Source organism: Streptomyces sioyaensis (genome assembly GCF_004122735.1).
In the GTDB taxonomy this organism is placed as follows: domain Bacteria; phylum Actinomycetota; class Actinomycetes; order Streptomycetales; family Streptomycetaceae; genus Streptomyces; species Streptomyces sioyaensis.
This window is the reverse complement of sequence record NZ_SDIF01000006.1, coordinates 63,830-75,717: the sequence shown is the minus strand read 5'-3', so window position 1 is coordinate 75,717 and position 11,888 is coordinate 63,830. Positions and strand designations below refer to the sequence as shown.

The following is an 11,888-nucleotide window of genomic DNA, read 5'->3' as shown; positions in this document are numbered from 1 at the left end:
CGGGTCAGCATTCCGCCCGCCCTGGTCAGAAGTCCGGCCGCTGCCCCGGCGAATCGGGGCCGCGGCCCGAGAGCACCTCCCCGTACGCCTGCATCAGGTCGGGCAGCCGCAGGGTGGCCAGGTCGTCGCGGGTGGGGGTGCCGCGCCAGGTGGAGAGCCGCAGATCGCGGTAGGCGCAGCTCTTCTCGTACAGGGTGCGCAGAAAGCGGCCGTTGCCCAGCTCGTCGATCCAGCCCTGGTCGACGACGTGGCCGCTGATGCTGCACAGCTCCTCCCGGGCCTCCTCGTCCCAGCGGTCGCCGTTCTCCGCGGCCAGCACCTCGCCGATGGCGGTCAGCTCCAGCGGCCGGTAGCTGGGGAAGTCGACCCGGCTGGTGAAGCGCGAGGACAGCCCCGGGTTGGCGGCCAGCAGCCGGTCCATGCCCTCGGGGTAGCCCGCCAGGATGACGACGAGCCGGTCGCGGTTGTCCTCGGCGCGCTTGAGCAGCACCTGAAGCGCCTCGTCGCCGTACGCGTCGCCCTTGCTGTAGCCGGAGTTGGACAGGCTGTACGCCTCGTCGACGAACAGCACCCCGCCCAGCGCCGAGTCGATCAGCTCATTGGCCTTCACGGCGGTCTGGCCCAGGAACTCGCCGACCAGATCGGCGCGTTGGGCCTCCACGAGGTGATCGCCGCCGAGCAGCCCCAGGGCGTAGAAGACCCGCCCGAGTATCCGGGCCACGGTCGTCTTGCCGGTGCCGGACGGGCCGGAGAAGACGAAGTGCCGTTTCGGCGGCTGGACCGGCAGCCCCTGGCTCGCCCGCAGCCGCGCCATCCGCAGCTGCGCCGAGAGCGCCCGCACCTGCCGTTTGACCGGCTCCATGCCGACCATCCGCTCCAGCTCCGCCAGCGCCTTCTCCAGCAGTACCGGGTCGGCGGGCCCGGCCGGCAGCCGTTCGGCGCCGCGCGGCACCGGCGCGGTCGTCTTGGCCCGGGCCGCGGCCCCGCCCCCGGCCGGCGTGCCGCCCACCTCGCCCTCCGGCGCGTCCGCCTCACCGGTCACCAGCAGCTCACGGCCGTCGACGGGGTCGAGCGGCGCCATCGGGTCCGGATCGCCGCCGGCCTCCTGGCCGAGGCCGGACGCGGGGACCGTCGCGAGATCCAAGCCCTCGTCCAGTCCGTCCCCCTCGGCGATGGCGGCGAGCCGCGCCGCGGTGTCCATGAACGCCGGGTCGATGCGGTGCACCGCACGGTAGAGGGGGAGTGCCGCGGCGCTGCGGCCGGTGCCCTCGTGTGCGCGGGCGAGCCAGTACCGCAGCTCCTTGCGCTGCGGCTGCTCGCTGCGGCAGCGCATCAGCGCGGCGGACAGCAACGGCTCGGCCTGCCCGTACATCTCCAGCCGCACCCGCGCCATCCCGCCGAACAGCCCCGCCTCGATGCCCAGCACCGGGTCGGCGAGCAGCGGCTCGGTGTGGCGTACGAGCTGGTCCCAGTCCTTGACGAGGTAGGCGCGGCAGGCGTGCAGAAAGCGCACCTGGGGGTCGGTGTCGACGGGCGGGCAGCCGGCCAGGGCCTGGTCGAGCTCCGCGACGTGCCGGCCGTCGAGCCAGTGGGAGGCGTGCGCGAGCAGCAGGTCACGGCCGGTCTCCAGCACCGGTTGCACCCACCAGCCCAGCCAGTACCAGGAGTTGAGGGTGCGCCGGTGCCGGGCGCGCATCTCGCCGAAGCGGTCGCGGTGCCGGTGCATCCGCAGCAGGGCGATGGAGGTGTCGGCGCGCAGCGCGTGCAGCCCGAGCCAGGCGTCGGCCATCGAGGGATCGAGCCGTACCGCGGCCCGGAACTCCTCCTCCGCCTGCGGATAGGCGCCCACGGTGTAGGCGTCGACCGCCCGCAGCCATGCGAGCTCGGCCGGGGCGGGCGAACCCTGAGTGCCGACATCCATCCCGTCCCCCCATAAAACGTTCCCCCGTGCCGCCGGGCGAGTGCGGGCCGCGGCGCTGTCGAACCTGCGTACGGGGAACGGGAGTTGACCGTCACCGCGCACACCTCGGTCCCTGGCCTGCGGCGGCCCGGACTCGCATGGTACCTGCGGGATCGGTACGGGCCGTAGAGGGCGGTACGGGGCCAGAACTGACCGTTGGGTACGCTACGGCGGCGCGAAGAATGCGGTGACCCAGGGTGAGGGAGAAGCGGCGCTCGGCGGGCGGCGCGAGGGGGTTCGGGCAGAACGAAGCCCCCGATCACGGGGGAACAACCGGGGGCTTCGCATCTGCGGGCGGTCCGTTGAACCGCACATTGAGAACGTAAGTCCTGTACGCCCCCCAGGTCAAGCCGAGTTGAGGCACTCGGCGGGACCCTGTCGGCATCGCCGGGCGAGTCGGCCGTTGTCCGTTACGGAGCGTTAAATGCGGGGGCGGTCATGGCGCCGCGGGCGGTCCCACGAGTACCTCGTACCCCATCGCCCCCTGATGCACCAGGAAATCCGCATACGGACGGGAGGGATCCGCTGCGAAGTGCGCGCGCTCCGCCGAAATCCAGCCACTCCAGAACGTGGAGAGCCCCGGCCCGTCGCGGAGTTGACCCCTTTCCCAGGAGTGTTCGCTCGCCAGTTCCATCCACAGCAGGCACGCCAGATACGGCCGCAGCGCCCGCCGGCCCGCGCCCACGCCCTCGACCAGCACCAGCGGCGCGGGTGCCAGCTCCCGCTGCCCGGTGAACTCCCCGCGCACCCAGTCGTAGACGCCGTAACGCGCCGTCCCGCCCCGGGAGAGCGGGTCCAGGACCTGAGTGCGGAAGCGGTCGCTCCACCCGAACAGCTCCTCATGGGTGGCGAGGTCGTCGGTGTGCACCACCGGCGCCCCGCCCAGCGCCTCGGCCAGCTCCGCGGCGAAGGTGCTCTTGCCCGACCCCGCGTGCCCGTCCACCGCGATCAGCCGCACCGGCCCGCAGGAAGGCGGCAGGGCGTGCAGCCGGGCGGCGAGCGAAGCCAGATCATGATCCATCGCGCCAGCGTACGCGTCGGGCCCGCGCCACCTGGCCGCCAGTGGTCCACACCAATATTGCTGCCGCGACGCGCGCCGCACCGCCTTCCGAAGCGGGCTCGCAGCGGCAATAGTTGAGCGACTGCGATCCGCCCGTGCCCCGCCCGACCCTCCCGTACCCACTCGTATGCATCCGACTGGGGGACCTTGATCATGACCAGCTCCGCGCCCCGGCGCACCGTTCTGGCCGCCGCGCTCGCCGCCGCGGCGGGCGCCGCCACCCCCTCGGCGCAGGCCGCCGACGCGTCCCGCACGTCCGCCGCGGGGACCACGGCCCCGGCCGCCGCGCCCACCGCCCCGGACGCCCTCGCGCACCGATCGAAGAGCCTCGTGGACTATCACGCCTGGACCACCGCAGCCGACTGGGCCAGGGGCCACGCCCGGGGCACCGGTATCGCGCACGGCGCCCGCCCCGGCATCCGCCTCGTGCACCCGGCCGGCACCGTCGACTACAAGGATCCGCACACCGGGAAAACCGCCGCCTGGGAGTACGCCACCTGGACCTCCCCGGTGCACACCCTCAAGGTCCCGGCCACCGAGGCCGTCGCCTCGTGGAACGCGCACACCCCGCCCGGCACATGGATCGCCGTCGAGCTGCGCGGCGGCTACACCGACGGCGCACGCACCCCCTGGTACGTCATGGGCCGCTGGACCTCCGGCGACAGCGACGCCGACATCCGGCGGACCTCCGTCGACGGCCAGAAGGACGGCAGGAGCAGCATCTCCACCGACACCTTCGCCATCGACACCCCCGCGAGCGGCCTCCGGCTGGCCTCGTACGAACTCCGCGTCACCCTGTACCGCAAGCCCGGCGCCCGGCTCACCCCCACGGTCTGGCGGCTGGGAGCGATGGGTTCGGACCTCCCCGACCGATTCGAGGTGCCGGCGTCCGAGCCCGGCCGGACCGGCCGCGAGCTGGTGGTCCCGCGCTATTCGCAGGAGATCCACAAGGGCCAGTACCCGGAGTACGACAACGGGGGCGAGGCCTGGTGCAGCCCCACCTCGTCCCAGATGATCATCGAATACTGGGGCCGCCGGCCAAGCCAACAACAGCTGTCCTGGGTCAACCCCGACTACGCCGACCCCCAGGTCTGTCACGCCGCCCGCTACACCTTCGACCACCAATACGACGGCTGCGGCAACTGGCCGTTCAACGCCGCCTACGCCGCCACCTACCGAGACCTCCAGAGCGTGGTCACCCGCCTCACCTCTCTCACGGACGCCGAACGCCTCATCCGCGCGGGCATCCCCGTCATCACGTCCCAGTCCTTCCTGAAGACCGAACTCGACGGCGCGGGCTACGGCACCGCCGGCCACCTGATGACCGTCATCGGCTTCACCAAGGACGGCGACATCATCGCCAACGACCCGGCCTCACCCGACGACGCGGCGGTCCGGCACATCTACAAGCGCCGCCAGTTCGAAACCATTTGGCTGAGGACGAAGCGCAAGAACGCCCAGGGCAAGGTCGTCAGCGGCAGTGGCGGTGTGTGCTACCTCTACTTCCCGGCCGAGCCGACGCCGAGTCAGCACCGGGTACTCGCGGAGCTGGGAATCCGCTGAGCATGTGCACCCCGAAGGTGGCCTCGATGACCTGACGGCAGCGCTCACTGCCGTCGAGAGTGAGGTGGCCGTACCGGTCCACCGTGATCTTGATAGAGCTGTGGCCCATCCAGCGCGACGCGTGGATGGGCACGCCGTTGCTCAGGGTCACGGTGGCCCATTTGTGTCGGAGGTCGTGCGGGTTGTAGTCGGGAAGTCCGAGGCGTTTCAGTGCCCGGTCCCAGGACTTACGGAAAAGGCCGGGGTAGATCATGCCTCCGGCCTGATTCCGTATGGGGAGCCGTTCGACGAGTGGTTCAAGACAGGCGGGTGCAGGTATGTCGCGCCACTTTCCGGTGTTTCAGCGGCGCGTATCTTCTCCAGAACGGGCTTGAACTGCGTGCAGTCCGCCCACTGTCCAGGTGTGAGGACCAGGCGCTCAGACCACCTCGCCCCATGCGTACAACACCGCCCCGGACACAGCGCAGTCACATGATCGGCCGGACAAGCCCTAGCCGCTCCACGCGGGCCCTGGAAGCGGCTCGCCCCACTACGTCAGGAATTTTGGAGGACACGCAGGCCCATCCCGCCGACGGACCCGACTTGCCATGCCTATCGATATTCGATAGTTTTCCATCGTGATTCGATCAAGGGAGTGGCATTGGGAAAGCTGACAGTGCTCGCGCTGCGCGCCGTGATGGTGGCTCTGCACGCTGGGGCGGTCTCCGCCCAGGCGGTGATGGTGGCAATGCTGACGGGCGCTATGGAGGAGAGCATCCTTGTGGACCGCCGCACTCCGGTCCTCGTGATCATGGTCCTGGGTGTCGTGACGGTTCAGGTGGTCCTGGTCTGCGTGTGGCGGCTGGTGACGATGGCGCAACGCGGAACTGTGTTCTCCCACGCCGCATTCCGCTACGTCCATCTCGTGATGGGCGCGTTCGTGGCGGCCTCGCTCCTGGTTCTCGCGCTCGGGGCGGTCCTGGCGCCTGGCGATGTCGTTCCCCCGGGCGTTGTGGCCCTGCTGGGCGGGGTCAGCCTGGCGATCTTCGGGAACGCACTCATCGTGCTCGTGCTGCGGATGCTGCTCGCACAAGCCGTCGCACGCGACGTCGAGGCGTCGCAGCTGGGGGCCGAGTTGGCCGAGGTGATCTGATGCCGATCGCCGTCGACATCGATGTGATGCTGGCCAAGCGGAAGATGTCCGTGGGCGAACTGGCGGACCGCGTGGGGATCACACCCGCCAACCTGGCGGTGCTCAAGAACGGCCGGGCCAAGGCGGTGCGCTTCACCACGCTCGCCGCGCTGTGCGAGGTGCTTGAGTGCCAGCCCGGAGACCTGCTGCGCTGGGCGCCCGATGATCCCGGTGACAGGGACAGGGCTGCGCACGAATCCGGAGCATCCGTCCCAGCCGGCTCCCCGCCGCGGTGACCACGATCACGAGGCGCGACGCCATCGACCATCCCTGCTGCGCGACCCGCTCCGCCTGATCTTCAGCAAACTCCCGAGTGACGACCTGACGACGACGTCCGCACACCTCATCCCGGCACGGACTTGGCCGTAGTGCCCGCCGCCGGTCGGCGCCTGCCTCGCGCCGCACGCACCGATGACGGACTCCACAACGAACAGAGCAGACATGACGACAGCACGCCTCTCTTGCCGCCTCGGGGGCACAGACAGTGCCGACGTACTGGTGGTCGGGGCCGGCCTGGCCGGACTCAACACCGCCACACTCCTCGCCCGACAAGGCCACGAAGTGCTCCTGGTCGAACGCCGAACGAGCCTTGCCGGCGCGATCCGCACCACAGGAATCTTCGTACGGAAGACACTCGACGACTTCCCGCTGCCCCCTGACTGCCTCGGACCACCGATCCGACGCGTGGTCCTCTACCCCCCTGACCTGCGCCGCCCGGTCAGCCTCACCAGCCCCCGCGACGAATACCGGGTGGGCGACATGGCGCCACTCTACGAAGCGACGGCCGCCACCGCGGTCGACGCCGGCGTACGCATCGCACTGGGCACGCGCTACGCCGGCCGGCAGGGCAACACCTTCCACCTAGCCGGTCGCGACGGACCGACCACGGTCCGGGCCCGCTTCATCGTCGGCGCCGACGGGGCCCGCTCAAGAGTCGCCCGCGACCTCGCTCTCGACCGCAACCACCACCTGATCGTCGGCGCCGAAGAGGTCTTCGAACTACCCGGAAGCGACCAGCCACCGACATTCCACTGCGTACTCGACCCCTCACTCGCCCCCGGCTACCTGGCCTGGGTAATCAACGACGGGCAACACGCCCACGTCGGAGTCGCAGGCTACGCCGACCGCTACCCAGACGGTCTTCGCCGTGCGATGGAGCAGTTCAGCGCCTCAGCGCCCGGACTGACCGGCATCGAACGTCCCGAAACGGTGGAGCGGCGCGCAGGCCCCATACCCGTCGGCGGCCTGCTGCGCCGGATCAGCTGCGCCGACGGGCTTCTCGTGGGGGATGCAGCAGGCGCGGTCTCCCCCCTCACTGCCGGCGGCCTGGACCCGTGCCTACGGCAGTCGCAACTCGCAGCCGAGGTCCTCGACGACGCACTGCGCACCGGAAATCCGGACACGATGGCCCACTACGACGGAGCCGCGCTCCGCCCCCACTTCCGCGGACGACTCATGCTGCGCCGGGCATTGGCCCACGTACGGACGCCTGCCACAGCAGCAGCGGGATTCACCCTGCTACGCACACCGTTCGGCCGGGCCGCGGCAAGCCGAGTCCTCTTCGGCGACAGATCCTTCCCCGACCCCACACCCAAGTGAACTCGCTGAGAGGCCACGTCATGCCCACATTCCCCATACCAGCAGCCACGAAGCTCATCACCACGATGGCGGGGCTGGCTGTTGCCTGCGGACTCCTGACGGCTTGCGGTGCCAAGAGTCCCGACGTGACGTACAAAGCCTGGACCGAAGGAGGCAAGCTGCAATCCGTCAGGCACGACTACATCGATGGGCTCAACGGCGCGGTAAGCATGCCGGCCAAGGTGAGCGGAGCCACATGGAGCACCCATGAGGACGGCGGCCACACTCCACGCCTCAAGGTCGTACCTACTGGCAAAGGCGTGGCGCACTGCCTCCTGCAGGAAGGCGACGACCGCGTTCTGGACCAAAAGAAGGGAGCAGCAGGCCAGCCGGTGACATGCTCCGCCCAGCGGTAGCGCACGACCTCCGCCACTTTCTACCGTTGCAGTATTAGCCGTCTCTCCTCGACGATCCGCTGCGCTCCAGCCTTCACCGCCGGGTGCGCGGCTGACACCTGGTCCGCGGTGACCTTCTCGTTGCTCGCAGCTTCGAGGTAGCGCCGGCCGATGTGCGGGATGTGGGCGCCAGAAGCCAGCACCGAACCAGCACAACGCCCCCGAACGGACCGGAAGGGGCGGCAGCGGAAGTCAGCACGAACTCAGCACGGTCCGGCTCGGGCTCGTTCTAGACGAACGAGCCCGAGCCGTTGACCTGCATGTTTGTCATCGCCTCCGGCGTCTGCTGTCTGCCGGCCTCCCAGTTCGAGAACATCTGGCTGCGGACCAAGCGCAAGAACGCCCAGAGCAAGGTCGTCAGCGGCAGTGGGTGCTACCTCTACTTCCCGGCCGAGCCGACGCCGAGTCAGCGCCGGGTACTCGCGGAGTTGGGGATCCGCTGAGCGGCGGGCGTAGCCCGGGGGAGCGGTGGGGGTGAGGTCTTTTCCGGGTACGGCCGGGAACTCGCCCCGGATTCCTCTCGACTCATGAGGGGAGGTTGCCGTCCGGCAGCCCGCTCGTGACGGTGAGGGGGCAAGGTGACAGACGACGGTTCCCGTGTGGGACGGTCCGGTCACATACGCGTCGGGGAGGACCGCTGGTCGCTGGTCGTGGCGGCGGGTGTGCTGGCGTTCGTGGCGATGCTCGACATGAACATCGTCAATGTGGCGCTGGCGGATCTTGCCGACGGGCTGCACGTGTCGACCGCCACTGCCCAGTGGGCGGTGCTGGGATATCAACTGCCGGTGGTGGCCTTGCTGTTGCCCGTCGGCCGGTGGCTCGACGGAGGGGGGCTGCGGTCCGCCGTGCTGGCCGCGACCTGCGGCTTCGGCCTGTGCAGCGCCCTGGCGGCCGCGGCGCCCTGGATGGCCTGGCTGATCGCCGCCCGGCTGATGCAGGGGGCGTGCGGGGCGGTGCTGTTCGTGCTGATGCCGGTGCTCGCGATCCGGTCCGTACGACCGGAGCTGCGCGGACGGGCGATGAGTGTGCCGGCCACGCTGGGGCCGCTGGGCGCGGTGACCGGACCCGCCGTCGGCGGTCTGCTGCTGGACCACTGGGGCTGGTGGTCGGTGTTCCTGGTGAAAATCCCCTTCTGTCTGCTCGCCCTCGTCATCGTGTGGCGGGCCATGCCGCGGGACGGCGGGTTGCGCCGGCCCGACCTGCGGTTGGTGGGGGACGCACTGCTGGTGGCCGCGGGGGTGGCGGTCCTGCTGCTCGCCCTGACCCTGGCAGTGGGCCGCCCGTCGTGGCTGGTGCTCGCCGGCGCGGCCGTCCCGACGCTCTGGTGGTGGCTGCGCGGTCCGGGCGGTCGGCCGGCGGTCGGTCTCCTCCGGTCCGCGGGGCTGTTCCGGGCCCACGGTGCGGTGCTGGCTCTCGCCACCGGGTTCGCCGCCATGCACTACGTGGTCGCCCTGCATCTCCAGCGGGACGACGGGGTCAGCGCCACCACGACCGGGCTGACCGTGCTCGCCTTCCCCCTCGGCATGGGCCTGGCCGGGCCGCTCGGCGGGCGCCTCGCCGACCTCCCCCAAGCTCTCGGCTCCGCTCGACGAGCAGGGGGGACCCCCATCGGCGCCCGGACGGTCGCGGTCGCCGGCGCCGCCCTCACCGCGGCCGGTCTGCTCCTGCTGGTCCCGCTGGGCGACGGCTGGTCACCGCCGGACGTGGCCTGGCGGCTGGCGCTGGCGGGCTTCGGGCTGGGGCTGAACGGCGGTCCCACCCAGGCTCTGGTCATGAGCGCCGCCCCGCCGGACCGGGCCGCGACCGTCGGGTCCACGGTGCAGTTCGCCCGCAGTCTCGGCTTCACCCTCGGCCCCGCCCTGGCCACCGCCGCCTGGGGACTGGGCGGATCCGGCGCGGGCGTACGGGCCGGGCTCGTGCTGGCCGCCACCGCCGCCTGTCTCGCCGTACCCCTGCTCGCACTGACCGGGAGAGGGCCCGCACCTCTGCCGGAGAAGACCACCGACGCGGCGCCCGCCGTCCACGACTGATCCAGGAGTCACCCGCATGTGCGGAATCACCGGCTGGGCGTCGTTCCCTCACGACGCCCGCACCCAGGCCGCGGTCATCGAGGCCATGACGGCCACCCTCACCCCGCGCGGCCCCGACGCGGGTGGCGTCTGGCTCGGCGAGCACGCCGCGCTCGGCCACCGCCGCCTGGCCGTCATCGATCCGGCCGGCGGCGGGCAGCCGATGACCGACCGGCCCGACCGGCCGACCGTCGTTCTCAGCTACAGCGGCGAGGTGTACAACCATCACCAGCTGCGCGCCGAACTGCGCGGCCGAGGGCACACCTTCCGCACGCGGAGTGATACCGAGGTGGTGCTGCGCGCCTACGCCGAGTGGGGGGAGGACCTCGCCGACCACTTGGAGGGCATGTTCGCTTTCGCGGTGTGGGACGAGCGTGCCCAGCGGCTGCTGCTGGTACGCGATCGCCTCGGTGTCAAGCCGCTGTTCTGGGCCGCCGTCGAGGGCGGCCTGGCCTTCGCCTCCGAGCCGAAGGCGCTGTTCGCCCACCCGGAGATACGGCCACGGGTGGACGCCGACGGGCTGCGGGAGGCCTACAGCCTGCTCTTCAACACCGGGCCGACGGTGTGGTCCGGTGTGCGGGAGGTGGAGCCCGGCGGCCTGCTCGTCCTGGACCGCGACGGCATCCGCGAACGCCGCTACTGGCAGCTGGCGGCCGAGCTCCACGACGACGACCAGGACACGGCCGTCGCCCACGTCCGTGAGCTGGTCGGGACGGCCGCCCGCGGCCAGCTGGAGGCCGATGTCCCGCTGTGCAGCCTGCTGTCCGGTGGCCTCGACTCCACGGTCCTGACCGCGCTGCTCGCCGACGAACTCCGGCTGCGCGAAGGCCCAGACGCCCGCATCCGCTCGTACGCCGTCGACTACAGCGACCAGGCCGAGCGGTTCACCGGCGACGTGCTGCGCACCGGCCACGACACCCCGTACGCCACCGAGGCCGGCGCGTTCATCGGCACCGACCACAGCACGGTCGTCCTCGACCCGCGCGCCCTGCTCGACCCCGAGCACCGCAAGGCGGTCGTCGTGGCGCGGGACTCACCGATCGGTGTCGGCGACATGGACACCTCCCTGTATCTGCTCTTCGGCGAGATCCGCAAGCACTCCACGGTGGCCCTCTCGGGCGAGGCGGCGGACGAGGTCTTCGGCGGTTATCCCTGGTTCCACTCCCCGAAGGCGCTGCACGCAGCAACCTTCCCCTGGCTGCTCGTCACCGGTGACGAGGCCGCGATGCCGCTCAACCCGGAACTCGGCCTGCGCATGGAGGAGTTCCGCCGGGACACCTATACCGGCGCGCTGGCCGCCGTACCGCACCGGGACGACGAAACCCCCGCCGAGCACCGGCAACGCGAGATGCAGCACGTGTCACTGACCCGCTGGCTGCGCCAGCTGCTGCACCGCAAGGACCGGTTGAGCATGGCCCAGGGCCTGGAGGTCCGCGTCCCCTACTGCGACCACCGCCTGGTCGCGTACGCCTTCGCCGCGCCCTGGGCGCTGAAGAGCTTCGACGGCCGGGAGAAGAGCCTGCTGCGCGCCGCCGGTGCCGGACTCGCTCCGCACTCCGTGCTGCACCGGCCCAAGAACCACTATCCGGCCACCCACCACCCCGACTACAACCGCGGCCTGCAGGACCTGGCCCGCGAGGCCCTGGCCGTCGAGCAGGTCCGGGCGCTGGCCGACGAGACCCGCATCAAGCCCAGCCTCGACACCCCGCCGGACCGCTTGGAGTGGGGCCACCGCCTCCGCCTGGAACGCGTCGTCGACCTGGCGCTGTGGCTGGACCACCACCGGCCCGAACTCGCCCTCTGAGGAGCCCTTGCCCGATCTTCCACGTTTCCCGGCCGGCCGGGAAACGGCGGTGACGGCCCTGGGGCGCGTCCGATGACGGGCAACCACCGGCGGCCAGGCACGCTCGGCGACGCCGGTCGTGGTCATCTTGCCGCCGCCACAAGGGACTTGAGCGGAGCGTGAGTGGGGCGTGAGCCGAAGGTGAGCGGGTCGGCCGACGGGGGTCGGGCCGAGGGGAGGGCCGTCCTC

At 71.1% G+C, this 11,888-nt stretch carries 10 protein-coding genes and 2 pseudogenes; 8 read left to right on the top strand and 4 right to left on the bottom strand.

Going from position 1 to position 11,888, the window contains the following annotated elements; translation table 11 throughout:
• Positions 1-25: 25 nt before the first annotated feature.
• Both EST54_RS03720 and EST54_RS03715 read right to left on the bottom strand, forming a co-directional pair.
• Complete coding sequence (locus EST54_RS03720; protein ID WP_129244955.1) at positions 26-1,921, bottom strand: AAA family ATPase; 1,896 nt, start codon at positions 1,919-1,921, stop codon at positions 26-28.
• 475 nt (positions 1,922-2,396) lie between these two features.
• Positions 2,397-2,981 carry a uridine kinase family protein gene (locus EST54_RS03715; RefSeq protein ID WP_129244953.1) on the bottom strand — a complete coding sequence of 195 codons (585 nt, stop codon included), beginning with the start codon at positions 2,979-2,981 and terminating at the stop codon, positions 2,397-2,399.
• Between the two features lie 192 nt (positions 2,982-3,173).
• Here EST54_RS03715 and EST54_RS03710 point away from each other — a divergent pair, with 192 nt between their 5' ends.
• Positions 3,174-4,583 (top strand): peptidase C39 family protein, encoded by a 1,410-nt coding sequence (locus EST54_RS03710; protein WP_129244952.1) that lies wholly within the window; start codon positions 3,174-3,176, stop codon positions 4,581-4,583.
• Here EST54_RS03710 and EST54_RS36105 read toward each other — a convergent pair.
• Positions 4,492-4,836 (bottom strand): tyrosine-type recombinase/integrase, encoded by a 345-nt coding sequence (locus tag EST54_RS36105; RefSeq protein WP_129244950.1) that lies wholly within the window; start codon positions 4,834-4,836, stop codon positions 4,492-4,494. The two genes, EST54_RS03710 and EST54_RS36105, sit on opposite strands and share 92 nt — an antisense overlap.
• Before the next feature lie 387 nt (positions 4,837-5,223).
• On the opposite strand from EST54_RS36105, the gene EST54_RS03700 reads away from it, so the two are divergent.
• The 4 genes from EST54_RS03700 (at position 5,224) to EST54_RS03685 (ending at position 7,748) form a co-directional block, all read left to right on the top strand.
• Positions 5,224-5,715 carry a DUF2975 domain-containing protein gene (locus tag EST54_RS03700; protein WP_129244948.1) on the top strand — a complete coding sequence of 164 codons (492 nt, stop codon included), beginning with the start codon at positions 5,224-5,226 and terminating at the stop codon, positions 5,713-5,715.
• A complete protein-coding gene (locus EST54_RS03695; RefSeq protein WP_129244946.1) occupies positions 5,715-5,990 on the top strand; it encodes a helix-turn-helix domain-containing protein in 276 nt (91 codons plus the stop codon). Before EST54_RS03700 ends, EST54_RS03695 begins: the two co-directional genes overlap by 1 nt.
• Before the next feature lie 205 nt (positions 5,991-6,195).
• Complete coding sequence (locus tag EST54_RS03690; RefSeq protein WP_129244944.1) at positions 6,196-7,353, top strand: FAD-dependent oxidoreductase; 1,158 nt, start codon at positions 6,196-6,198, stop codon at positions 7,351-7,353.
• A gap of 125 nt (positions 7,354-7,478) precedes the next feature.
• A complete protein-coding gene (locus tag EST54_RS03685; RefSeq protein WP_129244942.1) occupies positions 7,479-7,748 on the top strand; it encodes a hypothetical protein in 270 nt (89 codons plus the stop codon).
• A 44-nt stretch (positions 7,749-7,792) separates the two neighbouring features.
• Here the strand turns inward: EST54_RS03685 and EST54_RS35195 are convergent.
• Positions 7,793-7,909: pseudogene (locus EST54_RS35195) on the bottom strand (HD domain-containing protein); the annotation flags it as partial.
• A gap of 180 nt (positions 7,910-8,089) precedes the next feature.
• On the opposite strand from EST54_RS35195, the pseudogene EST54_RS03675 reads away from it, so the two are divergent.
• The 3 genes and pseudogenes from EST54_RS03675 to asnB form a co-directional block, all read left to right on the top strand.
• Positions 8,090-8,230, top strand: a pseudogene (locus tag EST54_RS03675) (peptidase C39 family protein); the annotation flags it as partial.
• Between the two features lie 156 nt (positions 8,231-8,386).
• Positions 8,387-9,817 (top strand): MFS transporter, encoded by a 1,431-nt coding sequence (locus EST54_RS03670; protein WP_244942433.1) that lies wholly within the window; start codon positions 8,387-8,389, stop codon positions 9,815-9,817.
• Between the two features lie 16 nt (positions 9,818-9,833).
• Positions 9,834-11,660 (top strand): asparagine synthase (glutamine-hydrolyzing), encoded by a 1,827-nt coding sequence (gene asnB, locus EST54_RS03665; protein ID WP_129244938.1) that lies wholly within the window; start codon positions 9,834-9,836, stop codon positions 11,658-11,660.
• The last annotated feature ends 228 nt before the right edge of the window (positions 11,661-11,888 follow it).